Origin of the sequence: Solidesulfovibrio magneticus RS-1 (assembly GCF_000010665.1) — a bacterium.
Classification (GTDB): Bacteria; Desulfobacterota; Desulfovibrionia; order Desulfovibrionales; family Desulfovibrionaceae; genus Solidesulfovibrio; species Solidesulfovibrio magneticus.
This window is the reverse complement of record NC_012796.1, coordinates 281018-301196: the sequence shown is the minus strand read 5'-3', so window position 1 is coordinate 301196 and position 20179 is coordinate 281018. Positions and strand designations below refer to the sequence as shown.

Genomic DNA, 20179 nt, shown 5'->3' with positions numbered 1-20179 from the left:
CTCTCTCTTTTGGCTTCTCGGTGGTTATTGGGCATAGAGCCACAGCAAGTTGACCACGGTGAGGACCAGCCCCATGCCGACGGCGGACTTGAGCATGACCCGCCAGGTGAGGCGCGCCGTGACGTTGTCCACGATGATTTCGGCCATGTAGGTCAGGGCCACGAGCACGATCATGCCGACAAAGCTGGTGGACCAGAACAACGCGCAGATGCCAAGGACCAGGATCACCTCGTACCAGTGGGCGATCTCGATCATGGCCAGGTAGGGCCCGGAGTACTCGGTGTAGACGCCGCGCACCAGTTCCTGGTGGGCGTGGGCGCTGGCCGAGATGTCAAAGGGCGATTTGCGCAGCTTGATGGTGAGCGCGTAGCCAAGGACAATGAACATCAGCGGCAGGTCATAGAGCATGGGCCGGCTGAGTTCAAAGACCGCGCTGACCTTGAAGCTACCGGTCACCATGGCGATGGAGGCAAACACGAGGATCAAAAGCGGCTCGTAGGCCAGCATCTGGAGCAACTCGCGCTGGCCGCCGATCTGGCTGTAGGGCGACGGCGAGGCCAGGGCGCCCATGACCAGGAAGACCGCGCCGATGGTCAGCACGAAGAAGATGAGCAGCAGATCGGAGCCGGTAAAGAGCAACACCACGGACAGGGCCGCGCCGACGAGGTAAACGTAGGCGCAAAGGGCCTGCCAGGTGTTGACGAGCATGGGCTGTTTGCCCAGGAGCTTGAGCACGTCGTAGAGCGGCTGGAGGATCGGCGGGCCGTAGCGGGACTGCAGCCAGGCGGTGATGCGGCGGTCCACGCCGGTAATGAGCGCGCCGAGAATCGGGGCCGCGACCAGGGCCAGGACGGCGAGAAGGATTTTGGTCATCACAGGGCGCCTCCAAAGAGCATGATCACCAGCACGGCCAGGGCGATGACGTTGATCCACTTGGAGAGCATGGCCTCTCCAAAGAACTGTTCCAGGTAGTAGTTGCCGGACACGGCCGTGACGTTCTGGCCGAGGGGGCCAAGGAAGCCGGGCTTGCCGTCAACGGCGGTCTGCTCGCCGCACATGTAGGGGCCAACCGCCTGGGCGGCCGTGATCTTGCGGGTCTGGCGCAGGGCGAAGAAAAAGCCCAGGCCAAGCAGGATAAACAGCGGATAAACCAGGAAGACGCCGGTGGACGATTCAAAGTTGCCGAATCGCAGCACGTACGGCGCGGTCTTATAGTACATGGCCACCACGGGAGCGACCAGGCCGTTGTAGACCAGGGGCGAGAAGAAGCTCAACACCACGGCCAGGCCGGCCAGGAGGTAGAGCGGTCCCCGGATGGTGCTGTCCTGGGCTTCGGGAGCGGCCTTGGCAAAGGGCGTGGCCAGCATGAGGCCGGCCCAGCGGCACCAGAAGAGCACGGTGACGCCCGAACCCAGGGCCAGCATGATCATGAGCAGGAACTGGCCGTGGGCCGACTCGATGGCCATCCACTTGGCCATGAGCATGCCGAAAGGCGGCAGCATCATGGTCAGGATGCCGATGACGGCGACCAGGGCCGTGCGGGGCATGCGGGCGAACAGGCCGCGCATGTCCTCGATGTCGCGGGAGCCGATCTTCTGCTCGATGGCCCCGACGCACAGGAACATGAGCGCCTTGGAGATGGCGTGGAACAGGATCAGCAGGATGGCCGCGGTGATGGCGGCCGGGGTGTTGATGCCGGCGCAGGCAATAATGAGCGCCAGGTTGGAGATGGTGGAGTAGGCCAGGATCTTCTTGCCGTTGGACTGGCCGGCGGCCAGGCAGGCCGTGGCCAAAAACACGAAGCCCCCGAACAGGGCCACGAAGTTGCTGAAGTAGGTGCCGGCGTAGATCGGGGCCAGGCGCACGATGATGTAGACGCCGGCCTTGACCATGGTCGAGGAGTGGAGCAAGGCCGAAACCGGGGTGGGAGCCACCATGGCCCCGGTGAGCCAGCTCTGGAACGGGGCCTGGGCGGCCTTGGTCATGCCGGCGAAGACCAGCAGGAACATGGGCACGAGGATGGCCCCGCCGGCCACGGCGAATTCCGGTCCGCGAGCCAGGATCTCCTGGAGCGACAGGGTGCCGGTGACCTTGTACAGGAGCATGACGCCAAACAGGAAGGCCGTGCCGCCGAGCACGTTCATCCACAGGGCGCGTTCCGCGTTCTTGCGGGCGATCTCGGTGTCGTCATGGCCGATGAGCATGAACGAACACAGCGTGGTGCATTCCCAGAAGAAGTACATCCACAGCATGTTGTTGGCCAAAACGAGGCCGTTCATGGCGCCCAGGAACAGGACGATGAAGAAAAAGAACTGAGGCTGTTTCGACGTGGTCAGATGCAGATGTTCCTCGTGTTCCTTCATGTAGCCGATGCCGTACACGGCGATGAGGGAACCGACGATGGACACCACCAGCACCATGACGAGGCTGAGGTCGTCCGCGAAAAAGGCCGGCGTCGCGCCGTGGTCCTGGATCATGAAGAAGTCGAACCAAATAAGTCCGACGATCTGGGCCACGGTGAGCCATACGATGATCTGGTTTTTGCGTTTCAAGCCGACCAGCAACACCACGGCGAGGATCAGGAAGTCACCAAGGGTGACCAGTGAACCCCATAGTGGCGCCGGCGACATGATGAACGCGCCGCCCCGAAGCATGGCCAACGACGCGAGTATGAGTACTCCCGCCGTGGCGACCAGGATGACCTTGCGCACATTTTGCTCTCGCAAAACGAGCAACACGGCTGCGACCAAAAATGGCAGCAGCACCGTCACAAAGACCAGCGTGTCGAGCATAGGCACCTCGATAAAAAGGTTAGGGGACCGCCTGGGACACACGCTCCGCCTCCGCCGCGAGGCAAAACTATCCGCTAGCACCGCGGCCGCCTGCTATTGGATGGTTCTAGGCCCCTGTGGAGAGAGCGTCAAGTTTATGCGGTTTACTGGAAAATGCCATCCGCCGCAACAGCGTGATTCCTTTCACAAGGGTATCTTGCGTCCCAAAACCTGCCCAAAAGCCCTCCTGAAACAGCAGACCATCTGCCATCTGCCCGTTTTTTACAAAAATCATCAAATATACAAGCGACTTATTTCGAAAACAAAATCTTCCGGCCCGCCAAACTTTTTTCACGCCGACCTCTTGCCTTTCACGCCAATGTGTTTAGATAGTTTCCCGCCGGCGCTGGCACTCGCCGCAAGCGAGTGCCAGCAGCCAATCCATCCGCCAAAAACCATGGAGGTTATTGTATGAAGCTCAAACCCTTAGGCGATCGCGTGCTGGTTAAGCGTCTCGAACAGGAAGAAGTCACCAAGGGCGGCATCATCATCCCTGACTCGGCCAAGGAAAAGCCCATGAAGGGCGAAGTCATCGCCGTGGGTCCGGGCAAGCTGGCCGAAGACGGCAAGCACCTGAAGATGCATGTCGAAAAGGGCGACCTCGTGCTGTTCAACAAGTACGCCGGCACCGAGATCAAGGTCGATGACGAAGACTTCCTCGTCATGCGCGAGGACGACATCCTGGCCGTCATCGAAGCCTAGGGCTTCGCGCCTTTTTCGCTCCAACCATTCCGTATTCTAGCGCAAGGAGAACATACATGGCTGCCAAAGAAATTCTTTTTGATTCCAAAGCCCGCGAGAAGCTGAAAAGAGGCGTCGACAAGCTGGCCAACGCCGTGAAGGTCACCCTTGGACCCAAGGGCCGCAACGTCGTCATCGAGAAGTCCTTCGGTTCCCCGATCATCACCAAGGACGGCGTGACCGTGGCCAAGGAGATCGAACTGGAAGACAAGTTCGAGAACATGGGTGCCCAGATGGTCAAGGAAGTCGCTTCCAAGACCTCCGACATCGCTGGCGACGGCACCACCACCGCCACCATCCTGGCCCAGGCCATCTTCACCGAAGGCGTCAAGCTCGTGGCCGCCGGCCGCAACCCCATGGCCATCAAGCGCGGCATCGACAAGGCCGTGGCCTCGGTCGTGGCTGAGCTGGAGACCCTGGCCAAGCCCACCCGCGACCAGAAAGAGATCGCCCAGGTCGGCACCATTTCCGCCAACTCCGACGCCACCATCGGCAACATCATCGCCGAAGCCATGAACAAGGTCGGCAAGGAAGGCGTCATCACCGTCGAGGAAGCCAAGGGCATGGAAACCACCCTTGACGTCGTCGAGGGCATGCAGTTCGACCGCGGCTACCTCTCCCCCTATTTCATCACCGATCCCGAGCGCATGGTGTGCGAGCTCGACGAGCCGCTGATCCTGATTAACGAGAAGAAGATCACCGCCATGAAGGATCTGCTGCCCGTCCTGGAGCAGGTTGCCAAGATGAGCCGCCCGCTGCTGATCGTGGCTGAAGACATCGAGGGCGAGGCCCTGGCCACCCTGGTCGTCAACAAGCTGCGCGGCACCCTGCAGGTTTGCGCCGTCAAGGCCCCGGGCTTCGGCGACCGCCGCAAGGCCATGCTCGAGGACATCGCCACCCTGACCGGCGGCCAGTGCGTGTCCGAAGACCTGGGCATCAAGCTCGAGAACATGACCCTGGCCGACCTCGGCAAGGCCAAGCGCGTCATCGTGGACAAGGAAAATTCCACCATCGTTGACGGCGCTGGCGACGGCGACAAGATCAAGGCCCGGGTCAAGCAGATCCGCGCCCAGATCGAAGAGACCACCTCCAGCTACGACAAGGAAAAGCTGCAGGAGCGTCTGGCCAAGATCGTCGGCGGCGTGGCCGTCATCAATGTCGGCGCGGCCACCGAGACCGAGATGAAGGAAAAGAAAGCCCGCGTCGAGGACGCCCTCAACGCCACCCGCGCGGCCGTTGAGGAAGGCATCGTTCCTGGCGGCGGCGTCGCTCTCGTGCGCTGCGTCAAGAGCCTGACCGGCATCAAGGCCGTGGACGACGACGAGCAGTCCGGCATCGAGATCGTGCGCCGCGCCATCGAAGAGCCCCTGCGCCAGATCTCCGGCAACGCCGGCTTCGAAGGCTCCATCGTCGTGGCCAAAGTGCGCGACGGCAAGGACGGCTTCGGCTTCAACGCCGCCACCGGCGAATACGAAGACCTGATCAAGGCCGGTGTCATCGACCCCAAAAAGGTCACCCGCATCGCCCTGCAGAACTCCTCCTCCGTGGCCGGCCTGCTCCTGACCACCGAGGCGGCCATCGCCGAGAAGCCCGAGCCGAAAAAGGACATGCCCCCGATGCCCGGCGGCGGCATGGGCGGCATGGGCGGCATGTACTAGCCGACCCGTTTCCTCCACGTTACCGTCACGGGGGCCGCGCGCTGGCGCGGCCCCCGTTTTTTTTGCGACGACCAGAGGCCGTTTCACCGTCGCCAGCCTGCCGCCCTCCCGCGCCTTGCCCCCCGTCCCCGGCTGGTCTAGATTCACGCCGACATCGGAGGCCCCATGACCGACGCCCCTGCCCCGCAACCGGCCGCTTCCGCCGCCCCGGACGCCCGGCCCTACGACCTCACCAACCCCCAGGTGCTCCTGGCCTGGCAGCGCAACCACCTGGCCAACGAACGCACGTTTCTGGCCTGGTGCCGCACGGGACTGGCACTTTTTGGCTTCAGCTTCGTCATCGAGCGCTTCGACTTCTTCATCCGCCAGCTGCAAAACGTGCCCATGTTCGAGGGCATGGCCCACAAGCACCTGCACACCGAGACCGTGACGCTGTCCACCTTCGGCGTGGGTGTTTTGGTCATGGTTGTGGCCGTGTGGCGCTTCTGGTACATCCGACGCTGCATCAACACCGGCGCCAAGACCTTTTCGCCGATCCCGGACATCGTCTTCACCGTGGCCGTGGTCGGCATGATCCTTGGGCTTTTTTCCGTGTTCTGGCATCTCATCATGCAGTGACCGCCAAGGAGGCAGCCGCCATGCGTTTCGCGACCGCCGCTTTCGGAATCATCCTCGCCTGCTGCCTGCTGTGCCCGGCCAACGCCCCAGCCGCCCAGGCCGCGCCGCCGAAGTTCGCCCTGGCCCTGGCCGCCAGCGCCGCCGGCCGCCTCGACGATGCGCTTGCCGCCGTGGAGCAAAGCGCCAAAAGCCTTGGCGCGGCCTACAAGGAACTCTTCCGGGCCACCCCGGCCATGGTCCCCGAGGACCGTGGCCGGCTGCTGCAAAGCTACGCCGTCAAGGACGGCACGGTCGCTTTCCGCGACCTCCAAGGCCCCTGCGGCCCGGACCCGGCCGCCAAGGCCCCCTGCCAGTCCCTCTATTTCTACGACGGCGAAAACTTCTCCGACAATCTCTTCCGGGAGCTGGCCGCCCTGGGCAGCCTCGCCCCGGCCATGGCCGCCGGCTACGGCGCGCTGCCCTACTCCTGGGTCTACCTGACCACCCCGGACCAGGGATTCGCCATCTACCCCACCCTGCCCCTGGTGGAGGCCGTCAACAATTATAAGCCCACGGACAAGGACTTTTACACCGCCGCCGATTTCGCGGCCAAGGCCTGCGGCTGGCAGTCGCCCTACCTCGATCTGGCCGGCGACGGCATGATGGTCACGGTGTCCTGCCCGGTCTACGACGGCGAGACGCTACTCGCCGTGTCGTCGCGAGACGTCACCATCAGCCAGCTCTCCGGCCGGGTCATGGCCGATCTGGCCGCCATCCCCGGCGCGCGGGCCTTTCTGATGAACCGGCGCGGCAAGGCCATCGCCGTCAGCGACCCCCGGCTCGCCGCCGCCATCGACGCCATAAACGCCAAGGCCGAGGAGGCCGTGGTCTATTTCCGGGCCGACCGGGGGCTGGCCGCCATGGGCCTGGAAAAGGCCGAGGACTCGCCCGACGACGGCCTGAACGCCATCGGCGAGGCCGTCATCGAACGGGCCGAAACAGAAAAGAAGTGGCCCATGGCCTTTGTCTCGGGCAAGGACATGGTGCTGGCGGCGCGCCTTCGCGCCACGGGCTGGCATCTCGTGCTGGTGATGCCGCAAAAAGCAGTCAATTAATTGAAAGAAAAAGCTTTTCCCCACGGCGGCAATCTGCGCGCCCTGGCCGCCGAGGCCGGACGCGACCCATCCGAAATCCTCGACGCCTCGGCCAGCATCAATCCGCTGGGGCCGCCGCCCTGGCTGCGCGACGTCTTAAGCGCCGCCGTCGCCGACCTCGTCCACTACCCGGACCCGGACTGCACCGCGCTCCTTGAGGCCGCCTCGGCCCGCTACGGCGCGCCAGCCTCCCATTTCGTGGCCGGCAACGGCACAAGCCAACTCCTTTTCGCCCTGCCGCGCTGCACCGGCCTGGCCCGGGCGGTCATCCCCTCCCCGGCCTACACCGACTACGCCGTGGCCTGCCACAAGTCCGGCATGGACGTGCGCCGGCTGCCCGGCTCGGAATTCGACGGCTTCGCCCCCCAGCTCGACCGCATCGAGGCCGTGCTGCGCTCGCCCTCCCTGGTTGTCATCGCCAGCCCCGCCAACCCCACCGGCGTCGTCACCGACGCCACCGCCATCATTGAGCTGGCCGGCCGTCACCCCCAGAGCCTGTTTTTGGTGGACGAGGCCTTTGCCGACTTCGTGCCCGGCTTTACGAGCCTGGCCGGCGAGGACCGGCCCCACAACGTGGCCGTGCTGCTCTCGCTCACCAAAAGCTTCGCCATACCCGGCCTGCGCCTGGGGCTGCTCGCCGCCAGCCCCGATCTGGCCGACTGGGTGCGCCGCACCCTGGCCCCGTGGTCGGTGGGAACCCTCCCCCAGGCCGTGGGCCTGCGCGCCCTGGCCGACAGGACCTTTCTGGAGGATACCCGGGCCGCCCTGCCCGGCCTGCGCCAGCGGCTGGCCGAAGGGCTGGCCGGCCTTGGCCTCACGGTCTTCCCGAGCCAGGCCAATTTCCTGCTGGCCCGGCTGTCGCTTTCCGGCCCCAACGCCCCGGAGGTCTGCCGCCGCCTCTTAACTGAACACGGCGTGGCCCTTCGCGACTGCACCAATTTTTCCGGCCTTTCCGACCGCTACCTGCGCCTGGCCGTGCGCCCCGAGGCCGAGACCGACCGCATCCTGGACGCCCTGGCCGCCGTGCTGGCCGCCTGCCCCATGCCCGCCTCCCGCCCCCGGCCCAAGACCCCGGCGCTTATGGTCCAAGGGACCACCTCCAGCGCCGGCAAATCCGTGCTCACCGCCGGCCTGTGCCGGCTGCTGGCCCGGGCCGGCTACAAGGTCGCGCCGTTTAAATCGCAAAACATGTCGCTCAATTCCGGAGTCACGGCCGACGGCCTGGAAATGGGCCGGGCGCAGATCGTCCAGGCCCGAGCCTGCCGGCTGGCCCCGGACGCGCGCATGAACCCCATCCTTTTAAAGCCCACCTCGGACCTCGGCTCCCAGGTCATTGTCCTTGGCAAACCGGTCGGAACCATGCGCGTGGCGGACTACATCGCCTACAAACCCACGGCCTTCGCCGCCGCCCGGGAGGCCTACGACGCCCTGGCCGGCCAGGCCGACGTCATGGTGCTCGAAGGAGCCGGCAGCCCGGCCGAGGTCAATCTCAAGGCCCATGACATCGTCAACATGGCCATGGCCCGCCATGCCGGGGCCAGCGTGCTGCTGGCCGCCGACATCGACCGGGGCGGCGCCTACGCCGGGCTGCTGGGCACCATGGAATGCCTGCCCGAAGCCGAACGGGCGCTCGTCGCCGGCTATGTGCTCAACCGCTTCCGGGGCGACGCCACGCTGTTGGCCCCGGCCAACGACTACCTCGCCCAGCGCACCGGACAGGGCGTGCTGGCCGTGGTCCCCTTCCTGTCCGATCTGGGCCTGCCCGACGAGGACTCGGTCACCTTCAAGGACGGCCAGTCCCTGCCCGATACCCCGCCGGCCGACCCGACGCTCCTCGACATCGCGGTCATCGACCTGCCGCATCTCTCCAACGCCACGGACTGCGACGCCCTGGCCGTGGAACCCGACACGCGCCTACGCCGGGTGCGCGAGGCCGGTAAGCTCGGCCGGCCCGACGCCGTGCTGCTGCCTGGCAGCAAGAACACCCTGGCCGACCTGGCCTGGCTCCAGGATTCCGGCCTGGCCGCCGCCCTGACCACACTGGCCGCCGCCGGCACAACCGAAATCGTCGGCATCTGCGCCGGGCTGCAAATGCTCGGCGAGACCGTGGCCGATCCCCTGGGTCTGGAATCGGATCGCGGCCACACCGCCGGCCTGGGCCTGCTGCCGCTCACCACCCGCCTGGCCGCCGAAAAAACCCTGACCGCCACCGATGCCGTCCACACGCCATCAAAGCTGCCCCTTCACGGCTACGAAATCCACCACGGCATCACCATTATTCAAGGGGACGCCGCCGCCCTGGACATCATCGCCGCCCGGGCCGACGGCCAACCCCTGGCCTACGCCCGAAAAGACGCGCCCATTTGGGGTGCCTACCTGCACGGCCTCTTCGACGCCGACGCCTTCCGCCGCCAGTTCCTCAACACCCTGCGCCAGCGCCGGGGTCAGGAACCCATCACCCGGCTGACGCCCTACGACATCGACCCGGCCCTGGACCGGCTGGCCGACGTGCTGGAAGAACGCCTGGGGTTGGCGACCGTACGTCGATTGCTGGGATTGTAGCTGGGGAGAGTGATAAGAGGGCGAGAATAAAGAATGCTCCGGCGGCCAAAGGGGCTGAGCCCCTTTGGATACCCCACTCGGAGCGGACGGAGAAAGGATATTTCGTCGGAGGGCGCGAACGCGCCAAGCCCCTTGGGCGCGGGATCGCTGGCGGCTGCGCCGCGTGGGTCGCCCGGGGTTACCCGGAATGGGAGGGAGCCGTCCGGCCGGATGGCGGGTCGGGAATAGGCGTCCAAGGTGTTCGAAGGACGCAAAAAAACCCGTCGCGCCAGCCCTGTCGGACCGGCGCGACGAAGCAAAAATCGGAGCGGGAGCGGTCTAGGCGTCGGCGCTGGACGCGGAGGCGCTCGGGCAGGACGAACAGCCGCCGGAAGCGCAGGGCGAGGCCGGAGCCGCTGCTTCGGCGGCCGGGGCGTCGGCGGGCTTGGCCGAACCGTTGGACCCGTTGGCCGCGTTGCCCGAAGCGCTGCAACCGCCGTTGGCCTTGTAGTCGGTCACGTACCAGCCCGTGCCCTTGAGCACGAACGAGGTGTTGGACATGAAGCGCTTGCCGGGAGCGCCGCAGTGTTCGCAGGGCGCTTCGTCCACGTCGAAGCTGCGTTGAAGCACTTCGAATTCCTTGCCGCATTTGGTGCATTTGTATTCGTAGATGGGCATGATCCTCTCCGCTTACGCCTTAGGGCCGTGAAATCCGGCCGCAACAAGTCCACCTTCGGCCCGGGTTTGTCAAGGGCCGAAGCCATGGCCGGGGCCGCCCCGGCAGCACTCGCCGCGGGCGAGCGCCAAAAAAGTAAGCGGCCCGGCCGGCCAGTCAAGAGCCGGAACGGCAAAAAACGCCCGTTAACCGCCGGAACCGCCGCCGAGCTTGCCTTTCGGGTGTGCGCGTCAGTCGGGAATGATGATCACGCATACGCCTGGATAGGCGCTGAGCTTGCCCAGGTCGAGGTCGTGGCCCCGCGAGGCCGGCACAAAGACCGTGCCGCAAAAGCCCTTGTCCAACGCCTGCCACAACCCGGGTTCCTCGCCCACCGACGTCACCTCGCCCGGGCACAGCAGGAACCGCCGCGACAGCCGCCGGCCGCCGTCGTCGGCGTAGATCAGGCATGGGCGCGCGTCGTCCTCGCCCGGGCCTTCCAGCAGGTTGCGCACGGCCGCCAACAGCGCCTCCTCGTCCACGGGCTTGGCCAGAACCGCGTCGGCCCCGCTGGCGGCCCGTTCGCGGCTGGAAGCCACGGTCAGCACCATCACCGGAATGTCCCGGGTGGCCGGCTCGGCCCGCAGCCGGCGGATGGCCTCCCGGCCGTCCATACCCGGCATGTGCAGGTCCATGGTGATGCAGCCGGGTTTCCAGGCGGCGGCCAGCCGCAGCGCCTCGACCCCGCCGCTGGCCGTGGCCACGGCGTAGCCGCCCTCGGCCAGCACGGTTTCGAGATAGCGCCGCACGGCGGCGTCGTCGTCCACCACCAGCACCCGGGATGCGTCGCCTCGGGTCGCTGGCGCGGCTCTGGCCGGGCAGGCCGCCTCGGCCGTTTTCGCCGCCTGCCCGGCCAGGGCCGGCAGGATGAAGCGGAAGACGCTGCCCTGGCCGGGCACGGATTCGGCCCAGATGCGCCCGCCGTGGCGTTCCACGATCTGGCGGCAGATGGGCAGCCCCAGGCCCGTGCCCTTGGGCTTTTCGGTCAGCGTGTCCCCGGCCTGCTTGAACTTCTCGAAAATGGTTTCCAGGTCCTTGGCCGCGATGCCCGCGCCGCTGTCCGCCACCGCCACCCGCACCTCGCCGTCGACGGCCACGGCCGACAGACGCACCCAACCGGAGGTGGTGAACTTCACGGCATTGCCGATGAGATTGAGCAGTACCTGCACCAGCCGGTCGCGGTCGGCCATGACCGCCGGCAGATCCGAGGCGATGTCGGCGGTGAGCGCCAGGCCCTTGCGCGCCGCCAGGGGCGCGGCCGCCTTGACGGCGTGATCGGCCACGGCGGCCAGGGATACCGGCTCCATGTCCCATTCGCAGCGCCCGGACTCCATCTTGGCGATGTCGAGCACATCGTCCACCAGCTCGGTGAGCCGCTCGCCCTCGGCCACGATGATGTCGAGGTTCTCGCGGATCTGGCCGGCGCCGCGCGCCACCCGGGCATCGCCCGGCGGCAGGGCCGGAACCACCAGCTCCAGGAATTTGCGGCGGATGATCTTGGCAAACCCCAGCACCGACGTCAGCGGCGTGCGCAGTTCATGGGAGACCGTGGAAATGAACTCGGTCTTCATCCGGTCCACTTCCTTTTCCACGGTGACGTCGCGCACGAGCAAAATGACCGCCGTGCGGGCCTGGCCGGGCAGCCGGAAGGACGTGGCCACAACCTTGCCCGTGCCGCCGCCGGACAGGGCCACTTCGGTTTCCGGGCAGGCCTTGTCGCTGAGGCACGAGGCGGCCAGGGCGGCCATGGCCGGCGGAAAGGCGTCGCGCACCCAGCGCCCGGCCGGGTCGGTTCCGGTCAGGCCGAACATGGCGAGCAGGGCCGGGTTGTGCAGGGTGGCCCGGCCGGCGTCGTCGACCACCAGCAGGCCGTCGGCCAGGTTGTCGATGATGGCCTGGATGTGGGCCAGGGAGTCGTTGAGTTCGCGGGTGGTGTCGGCCACGGCCTGCTTGAGGTTGGACACCAGCACCGACAGCTGGCCGGCCATGGAGCCCATGGCCCGGGCCAGCACGCCCACCTCGTCGTCGCTGGCCGGGGGCGGGGTGGCCGAGAAATCGTGGTCGCGGATTTTGACGGCATATTCGGCCAGGGCGGCCAGGGGCCGGGCGATGCCCGAGACCAGGGCGTAGAAGATGACCACGGCCACGGCGAACATGGCCAGCATCAGCACTTCCTGGCGGATGACGGCCTCGCGCATGACCCGCCAGATGCCGGCCTTGTCCATGCCCACGCTCACCTGCCCGGCCTCGCCGGCCAGGATCGGGGCCGTGACCTGGATAAAATCCCCCCGGTCGGGAATCACGGCGTCGTCGATGGAAATGGCTTCCTGGTGGCTTACCGTGACCTGGGGCACGGTGGCCGGCATGGCCGGTAAAAAGGTGTGGGCCGCGATGCGCCCCATTCGGTCGGCCACAAAGACGTAGCCCACGCCCTCGATGCGCAAGAACTCGTCGATCATGGCCTGGACCGAGGCCGCGTCCCCGCCGACCAGGGCGTCGGGGCTGGCGGCGGCGATGGCCATGGCGATGGCCCGGCCCTTGGTGACGTATTCATCGGTCAGGTGGCGATGGAGCAGCCAGGCCGACAGCAGGGCCGTGGCATTGGCCGAGACCCCGAACACCAGCACGATGGCCAGCAGCGTCTTGCGGAAGAGGCGTGACACCCTCTAGTCCTCGGTCTCGGCGACGGCCAGGCTGGCGGTCAAGGGCACGAGCCGGCCGTCCTTGGCGGTATTGAGGTAGACCATGTCCAGAGCCTGATGGTTGGGGCCGGTCAATGTGACGGGCCGGCCGATGCCGATGTCGATCTGATCGATGGCGGCGGCCGCCGCGTCCAGGCCCTGGCGGTCGTCGGGGTCGGCCATGGCGTCAAGGACCGCCAGGAACAGACGGGCGTTGAGATAGCCCTCGAACCCCACGGAACTGCCGGCTTGGGAGGCCGGCGTGTCCCAGCCGCCGGGCGGCGGCTGGCGGTCGCCCAGATCGGCCAGGGCCTGGCGGTAATCATGGGCCGCCGGCAGGGTATCGTCGCGCCAGTCCGGCACGACCTGGGAAAAAAGGACGTCGTGCTCCAGATCGACGCCCAAACGCGCGCCCTCGGCGGCCAATTGGCGCAGCAGCAGTTCGCCGCCGGCAAAGGACACCACGCCGATGGCGGCGTCGAGGCCGGCCTGGCGAAAATCGCGAATGGCGGCGGCGCAGGCCGGGGCCGGGCCGACCAGCAGGATCGCCTGGGGGTTGCAGGCGGAGAGCACCTTGGCCTGGGCGGCCATGTCGTCGGCCACCGTGGCGATCCGGGCAAAGGTGGCCTCGCCGCAAAGGGGGAGGTTGCGCCGGGAAAGCGCCCGCCTCGCCCCGTCCCAACCGCTGCGGCCAAAGGCGTCGGCCTGATGGCAGATGGCTACCCGGGTGGCCCCCCTGGCGACGAAGGCCCCGACCAGGGCGTCGATCTCCTGGCGGTAGCTGGCCCGCAGGTTGTAGACATAGCGCACGTAGGGCGCCGTGCGCGAGGCTTCCAGCCCCGTGACCGGGAAAAACAGCCGTGCCCCCTGGTCGGCGTAGGCCCGAAGCACCGGCAGCACCCGGCTGACCGTGGGCGTGCCGAGCTGGGAAAAAAGGGCCAGGGCTTTGTCGCGGGTGAGGAAACGCACGGTGTTTTCGATGGCCGGCCCGGGTTCGTAGCCGTCGTCGGCAGCCTGGAGGACGACCTTGCGCAGCCCGGGCGCGGACAGGACGCTGCGGCTTTCCAGGCAGGCCAGCGCCCCCCGGTAGAGTTCCACAGCCATGGACCGGGTCGGACCGGAGAACCCGGCCGTCATGCCCAGGACGACCGGGCTGTGGTCCTGGGCCTCGGCCACGCCGAAAAGCGCCAAAACCAGGGCAAGCATCACGCCCGCGGCCTTGCGTAACCTGTCCGCCATTCTTCCCATGCCCTTCGCGTCCAAACGTCCGACGCATGAGATTTTCGAGGTATGGAACCCTAGGCCCATTTGGAAAACGCGTCAAATTGCCGGCCCGGAATTCGGGAGAGCGGCACGAAAATGTCGTCCACGGCTCGACGTTGCGCTTTGGCGCGACTGGTGTCACACAATCGTCACGCGACATACATCGCCGCGTCAAGGCGACGTGTTCTTGATGGCCCCGCAAACCTCGAGGTGGTCGCATGTCCAAGGATTCCATCCTGATTGTCGAAGATGACGAAGATATCGTCGAACTGCTCGCCTTCAATCTGCAAAGCGCCGGCTTCGCCGCCGAGACCGCCCGCGACGGTTACGAGGGCCTGGCCAAGGCCCGGCGCAATCCGCCGGCCGCCGTCATCCTCGACCTCATGCTGCCGGGGCTGGACGGCTTCGAGGTCTGCAAGGAACTCAAGCGCGACCCCAAGACCGCCAGCGCCCCCATCATCATGCTGACGGCCCGGGGCGAGGAAGTGGACCGCATCGTCGGGCTGGAGCTTGGGGCCGACGACTACGTGGTCAAGCCCTTTTCCCCGCGCGAACTGGTCCTGCGCCTGCGCTCGGTGCTCAAACGCCACGCCCCGGAGCCGGAAAAACGGCAGGTGCTGGCCCGCGACGGCCTGTCCGTGGACATGGCCGCCCACCGGGTGAGCCTGGACGGGGCCGAGGTGGCGCTCACCGCCACGGAATTCAAGCTCTTGGCCGAGCTGTTCCAGAGCGCCGGCCGGGTGCTCACCCGGGACCGGCTGCTCAATTCCGTCTGGGGCTACGAGTTCGAGGGCTACGCCCGCACCGTGGACACCCACGTGCGCCGCCTGCGCCAGAAGCTTGGGCATTTCGCCGACATGATCGAGACCGTCCGGGGCGTGGGCTACCGGTTCAAGGAGTAGGCCGTGGCCGGCTCCGCCGCCCTGGGCCTGCGGGCCGCCGCCGTGTGCGTGGGCGTGGCTGCCCTGGCTCTTGGCCTGTCGTCCCTGGTTCCGACCACGGCCACGCCGGGCCAGCGCCTGGCCGCCAACGCCGGCATCCTGGCCCTGGCCGGGGCCGTGTTCTGGTTTTTCACCCGCCGCCTGTCGCGTTCCCTGGCCGAGGTGGTGGACGTGGCCCGGGCCATTGGCGACGGCGACTACCGCCGCCGGCTGCATTTGCTCCCCGGGGGCGAGTTTTCCGTCCTGGCCGGGGCCGTCAATCAGATGGCCCGGGGCATCGAGGCCAACATCGCCACCATCGTGGCCCAGAAAACCCAGCTGCAAGCCATCCTGGACGGGATGCGCGAGGCGGTCATGGTCCTGGACGCCGCCGGCCGGGTGCGCGTGGCCAACCCGGCCCTGGCCCGGCTGGCCCCCATCGCCGCCAATCCCCTGGGCCGCCGGCCTATTGAGGTCATCCCCAGCCCCGAGCTGCAACTGGCCTGCGACCGGCTCCTGGCCGCCGATCCGGCCGGTCCCGAAGCCGAAAGCGCGGCCGAGGCCGTGACCCTGGAAGCCCGGTTCGGTCCGGGCCGGGTCTACGAGGTGTCCCTGGTGCGCCTGCCTGGCCGAGATGGGGCCGAGGCCGGGGCCGTGCTGGTCTTTCACGACGTGTCCGAGACCCGCAAGCTCTCCCGGGTGCGGCGGGACTTCGCCGCCAACGTCACCCACGAGCTGCGCACGCCGCTGACGTCCATCAAGGGCTACGCCGAAACCCTGCTCGGAGCCGCGCCGGAACTGGCCGCCGAAAAGCGGCGCTTCCTGGAAGTGATCCTCAAAAACGCCAATCACATGTCCAAGATGGTGGACGACATTTTAAACCTCGCCCGGCTGGAGGACGGCCAGGGGCCGGCCCCCGACGCCAGGGCCGAGGCCGGGGCCGCCCTGGCCGACGCCGTGCGCGAGTGCGAACCCCTGGCCCAGGCCCGGGCGCTTGAGCTGGTCCGCGCCCTGCCCGAGGCCGGGCTGGCCGTGGCCTGCGACCAGGGCCAGCTGGCCCAGGTCTGGCGCAACCTGCTCGAAAACGCCATCCGCTTCAGCCCCGAATCCGGGCGCATTGAGCTGGCCGCCGCCCCCGATCCCGACCGGGGCCTGGTCCGGTGTTCCGTTCTCGACCAGGGGCCGGGCATCCCGCCCGAGGAACGCGAGCGGGTCTTCGAACGCTTCTACCGGGTGGAGCGCCATCGCTCCAAGACCCCGGGCAGCACCGGCCTTGGCCTGGCCATCGTGCGCCACATCGTGGAGCGCCACGGCGGCCGGGTCTGGGTGGAGCGCGGCCGGGGCGAGATGGCCGGAGCCGCCTTCCACTTCACCCTGCCCATGGCCCAGCCGCCAAAGGCCGAAGCGTCGGCCGAAACGGCCGCCCCCGGGCCGCGAACCCAGGCCTCATGAACAGGCCGTCCGCCGACGCGCGTAACCGCCGCAGCAAGGAAACACCATGTCCGACACCGTGAAAATGGCCTCCAGGGCCCTCAATTTCTACTACGGCCGGTTCAAGGCCCTTCAGGACATCAACCTCGTTGTCTACGCCAACCAAGTCACGGCCCTTATCGGTCCCTCGGGCTGCGGCAAATCCACCTATCTGCGCTGCCTTAATCGCATGAACGACCTCATCGCCGGCGCCCGGGTGGAGGGCGAGCTGACCCTGGACGGCCAGGACATCTACGCCCCGGACCTCGACGTGGTGGAGCTGCGCCGCCGGGTGGGCATGGTCTTCCAAAAACCCAACCCGTTTCCCAAGACCATCTTCGAAAATGTGGCCTACGGCCTGCGCGTGGGCGGCATCCGCGACAACACCTATATTTCCGAGCAGGTGGAAAAAAGCCTTCGCGGCGCGGCCCTGTTCGAAGAGGTCAAGGATCGCCTCCACGACTCGGCCCTGGGCCTGTCCGGCGGCCAGCAGCAGCGTTTGTGCATTGCCCGGGCTCTGGCCATCGAGCCGGAAGTCATCCTCATGGACGAGCCGGCCTCGGCCCTGGACCCCATCGCCACCCAGAAGATCGAGGAGCTCATCCACGAGCTGAAAAAACGCTTCACCATCATCATCGTCACCCACTCCATGCAGCAGGCCGCCCGCGTCTCGGACCGCACCGCCTTTTTCTACATGGGCCGGCTCATCGAGGAAGACGCCACGGAAACCATCTTCACCCGCCCGGCCCAGAAACAGACCGAAGACTACATCACCGGCCGTTTCGGCTGAGGCGTCGCCGACAAACAGCGTGAAATCGGGGGCGGCCGGCATATTGTCCGGCCGCCCCCTTTGATTTTGGCGCGTAATTGGCTACACCTTGTAGCCTCTCGCCCGGGAGCCGGGTTGTTTTGTGCCGCCTCCCCGTGCCGCATCTCCAACCGCAAGGACGCACCGGCATGAGGTTTCCGCTTTTTCCCGCCAAGATCGCCCTGGCCGTGTGCCTGCCCGCCGTGGCCGCGCTGGTGCTCGGGCTTTTCGCCGTTTCCCGACTGGACGGCCTGGCCGCGCGCTCCAAGACCCTGGAAACCGCCCGGCTGCCCCGGGCCGATCTGGCCGTGGCCGTGGAACGCCGGTTGCTCCTGGCCGCCCAGGCCATCCGCGGCTATGCCCTGTCCGGCGACCGCGACGCCCTGGAACGGGCCAAGAAAGACCTGGGCCAGGCCGCCGACGCCCTGCACGCCGCCCGCGAGGCGGCCAGTCGGCCCGGCATGGAAAGCCTGGCCGCCGAAGCCCAAAAGATCGGTTTCCTGCTCGACACCTACAAGAAAGCCGCCGAATCCGCCGCCGCCGCCAACGAGTTGGTGACCAGGGACCGGGCTGATCTGGCCGCCGCCCAGGAGGCCTATGCCGCCGCCGTGGCCGGCTACATCGAGTTCAAGACCGCCCAGTGGGACAAGGAGCTGGCCGCCAAATATCCTCAGCCCGAGCCTCTGCGCCTGCACGCCAAGCGCCTGAAAACCGCCCAGGCCGTCCAGGACGCCGGGCGCGACGTGCGGCTGGCCGCCGAGGCGGCCAAGGCCGAGCGCGACCCGGGCCGCCTGTCCCAGGCGCTCACCCGCTACGACGAGGCCGAGGCCCTGCTGCGCGAGATCAAAGCCGGCAGCGACGAGGAAAACAAGCGTCTGGCCCCGGTCTTTGCCGCCCTGGCCACCTGCCGTCAGGCCGCCGGGGCGCTGCTGTCCGACTGGGAGGGCCTCAAATCCACGGGCCGCCAGATCATCGAGGCCGAGCGGGCCGCCCTGGCCGCCGGGGCCGATCTCGGCGGGGCCACCCTGGCCGAGGCTGCCGCCGACGCCTCGGGACTGGCCGATGCCGTGCGCGCCTCGCGCCTGCTGCTTGGCGGCGCGGCCTGGGGCATTTGCCTGGTCGGCATCGTCTTCGGCCTGGCCGTGGCCTTTCTCCTGGGCGGACCGGTGCGGCGCTGCGCCTTTTTCGCCCGGGATCTCGCCGTGGGGCGCATGACCGGCAATCTGCCCGTGTCCGGCCACGACGAAACCGCCGTGCTGGCCCAAAGCCTGCGCGAAATGGCCCGGCGCATCGGCAAGCGGCTGGCCCGATAAGCCATGGCAACCCTGGCCGCCCGACTGTTTGGCCTGGCCCTGCTGGCCCTGGCCGCCTGGCTATCCCTGGCGGCCAGCCCGGCCGAGGCCGCCAAGCCGCCGGAATTTCGCGGCATCCCCTTTGGCGCGCCCCTGGCGGATGTGCCCGGGCTGGTTCCGGTCCTGGACGCTGGCCCGGTGGCCCTTTTTCGCCGCGAGGCCGAAAAGCCGGCCTTTGGCGAGGACTGCCCAACCACGGTGCGCTACGGCTTTTCCCGGGGAAAATTCTTTTTCGTGCGGATGCATCTGGCCGGCTGCGAGGAGCTTGGCCATATCATCGCCGCCTACGAAGCCAAGTACGGCCGGCCGGCCCGGGAAGGCGCGCCGGGCTGGACCCGGCTGGTCTGGCGGCAGCCCACCCTGGCCGTCAGCCTGTCCCACGACGCCCGGGAAGGGACCACCGACATCGACTACGTCTATCTCCCGGACCTCAGCCACGACGAGCGCGACACCTGGCAAAGCCTGGACGACGTGCGCGCCCATGGCCCCATCGGTTTTCGCGGCATCCGTTTCGGCCGCGACATCGAAAGCCTGCCCGAAATGGCCGAGGCCTACCGCGAAGGCGCGGCCGTCTATTACCGCCGGGCCGGCGAACGCCTGGAACTGGGCGAAACGCGCCTGGGTGACATCCTTTACGGCTTTTACCAGGGCAAGTTCTTCGCCGTGCTCATGCGGGCCGACGCCGGGGTGGACTTCGAGGCCCTGCGCCAGGCCTACGCCGCCAAATACGGCGCGCCCCGGGCCATCGCAGCCACTTTAGAAGAAGAACTCGTCTGGAGCTGGCCGGCCGCCCAGATCGCCCTGTCCCGCGACACCGCCGCCGGTGGTCTGGCCATCCGCTACGCCGACGCCGCCCGGCTGGCCCAGGTCGTGGCCGCCGAGACCGCGGCCGGCGCGCCGCCGTCGCTGTCCGGGGGGCTTCGCATCTTTTCCAAGGGCGACCCGCCCCGGTCCTTTCGCGGCGCGGCCTTCGGCTCCCCGGAAACCGCCCTGCCCACCGGCGAATTCCTCTTCACCCACCGGGGCCGGCGCTACCTGCGCCGGGCCGACGAACGCTTAAATCTCGGCGACATTCCGCTTATCAGCGTGGTCTACGCCTACGACGCCGGCAAACTGGCCGGCGTGGCCCTGACCATCGCGCCCTCGGGCAGCGACCCCAAAGCCGATTACGAACGCGTGCTGGCCGCCTACAGCGCCAAATACGGCCCGCCCGTCACCCGGCCGGAACCTGACGGCGCCACCATGCACCTGTGGTCCTGGCCCGGACTGTCGTTGGCCCTGGTGCGGCCGGCCAAGGGTCCCCTGGAGGTCCATTACGTGGACGCGTCGCTGCTGCGCCGCCGCGAAGCCGCCCTGGCCGAACGCGCCCTGGACGCCCTGGACCGCAAAACCTTCGCCCCGCCCCCGCGCGGGGAAAACCGCATCGAAAATCCCGGACAGGAGTAGCA

The 20179-nt window shown here is 67.5% G+C and carries 16 protein-coding genes; 10 read left to right on the top strand and 6 right to left on the bottom strand.

What is annotated here, in order from left to right; translation table 11 throughout:
- Positions 1–24 precede the first annotated feature (24 nt).
- From DMR_RS01175 to DMR_RS24180, 3 genes are all read right to left on the bottom strand, one after another.
- Positions 25–873: a respiratory chain complex I subunit 1 family protein gene (locus tag DMR_RS01175; protein ID WP_012749852.1), complete on the bottom strand. Its 849-nt coding sequence runs from the start codon at positions 871–873 to the stop codon at positions 25–27.
- Positions 873–2792 carry an NADH-quinone oxidoreductase subunit 5 family protein gene (locus tag DMR_RS01170; RefSeq protein ID WP_012749851.1) on the bottom strand — a complete coding sequence of 640 codons (1920 nt, stop codon included), beginning with the start codon at positions 2790–2792 and terminating at the stop codon, positions 873–875. The genes DMR_RS01175 and DMR_RS01170 overlap by 1 nt, the downstream gene beginning before the upstream one ends.
- A 106-nt stretch (positions 2793–2898) precedes the next feature.
- Positions 2899–3126: a hypothetical protein gene (locus tag DMR_RS24180; RefSeq protein WP_148208333.1), complete on the bottom strand. Its 228-nt coding sequence runs from the start codon at positions 3124–3126 to the stop codon at positions 2899–2901.
- Between the two features lie 116 nt (positions 3127–3242).
- Between DMR_RS24180 and groES the strand changes: the two genes are divergently transcribed.
- From groES to DMR_RS01145, 5 genes are all read left to right on the top strand, one after another.
- The gene (gene groES / locus DMR_RS01165) at positions 3243–3533 is read left to right on the top strand and encodes a co-chaperone GroES (protein ID WP_006919070.1); all 291 of its coding nucleotides are present in this window, start codon (positions 3243–3245) and stop codon (positions 3531–3533) included.
- Between the two features lie 56 nt (positions 3534–3589).
- The gene (gene groL, locus DMR_RS01160) at positions 3590–5230 is read left to right on the top strand and encodes a chaperonin GroEL (protein ID WP_006919071.1); all 1641 of its coding nucleotides are present in this window, start codon (positions 3590–3592) and stop codon (positions 5228–5230) included.
- Positions 5231–5395: 165 nt separating this feature from the next.
- On the top strand, positions 5396–5848 hold the full coding sequence (locus DMR_RS01155) for a YidH family protein (RefSeq protein WP_012749850.1): 453 nt from the start codon (positions 5396–5398) through the stop codon (positions 5846–5848).
- A gap of 20 nt (positions 5849–5868) precedes the next feature.
- Positions 5869–6942 (top strand): cache domain-containing protein, encoded by a 1074-nt coding sequence (locus tag DMR_RS01150; RefSeq protein WP_043599818.1) that lies wholly within the window; start codon positions 5869–5871, stop codon positions 6940–6942.
- The gene (locus tag DMR_RS01145; protein WP_012749848.1) at positions 6943–9543 is read left to right on the top strand and encodes a cobyric acid synthase; all 2601 of its coding nucleotides are present in this window, start codon (positions 6943–6945) and stop codon (positions 9541–9543) included.
- Between the two features lie 318 nt (positions 9544–9861).
- Here the strand turns inward: DMR_RS01145 and DMR_RS01140 are convergent, their stop codons facing one another.
- The 3 genes from DMR_RS01140 to DMR_RS01130 form a co-directional block, all read right to left on the bottom strand.
- Positions 9862–10200: an FmdB family zinc ribbon protein gene (locus tag DMR_RS01140; RefSeq protein WP_012749847.1), complete on the bottom strand. Its 339-nt coding sequence runs from the start codon at positions 10198–10200 to the stop codon at positions 9862–9864.
- A 228-nt stretch (positions 10201–10428) separates the two neighbouring features.
- Positions 10429–12900, bottom strand: a complete 2472-nt coding sequence (locus DMR_RS01135) for an ATP-binding protein (RefSeq protein WP_012749846.1) — start codon at positions 12898–12900, stop codon at positions 10429–10431.
- Between the two features lie 3 nt (positions 12901–12903).
- Positions 12904–14124, bottom strand: coding sequence for an ABC transporter substrate-binding protein (locus DMR_RS01130; RefSeq protein ID WP_232502944.1), 1221 nt, complete (start codon positions 14122–14124; stop codon positions 12904–12906).
- A 275-nt stretch (positions 14125–14399) separates the two neighbouring features.
- Between DMR_RS01130 and DMR_RS01125 the strand changes: the two genes are divergently transcribed.
- The 5 genes from DMR_RS01125 (at position 14400) to DMR_RS01105 (ending at position 20177) form a co-directional block, all read left to right on the top strand.
- Positions 14400–15083 carry a response regulator gene (locus DMR_RS01125; protein WP_012749844.1) on the top strand — a complete coding sequence of 228 codons (684 nt, stop codon included), beginning with the start codon at positions 14400–14402 and terminating at the stop codon, positions 15081–15083.
- A 3-nt stretch (positions 15084–15086) separates the two neighbouring features.
- Complete coding sequence (locus DMR_RS01120; protein WP_012749843.1) at positions 15087–16553, top strand: sensor histidine kinase; 1467 nt, start codon at positions 15087–15089, stop codon at positions 16551–16553.
- 46 nt (positions 16554–16599) lie between these two features.
- Positions 16600–17361 (top strand): phosphate ABC transporter ATP-binding protein PstB, encoded by a 762-nt coding sequence (gene pstB, locus DMR_RS01115; protein WP_012749842.1) that lies wholly within the window; start codon positions 16600–16602, stop codon positions 17359–17361.
- Positions 17362–17528: 167 nt separating this feature from the next.
- Complete coding sequence (locus tag DMR_RS01110; RefSeq protein WP_043599814.1) at positions 17529–18692, top strand: hypothetical protein; 1164 nt, start codon at positions 17529–17531, stop codon at positions 18690–18692.
- A gap of 3 nt (positions 18693–18695) precedes the next feature.
- Positions 18696–20177: a hypothetical protein gene (locus DMR_RS01105; protein ID WP_012749840.1), complete on the top strand. Its 1482-nt coding sequence runs from the start codon at positions 18696–18698 to the stop codon at positions 20175–20177.
- Positions 20178–20179: the final 2 nt, after the last annotated feature.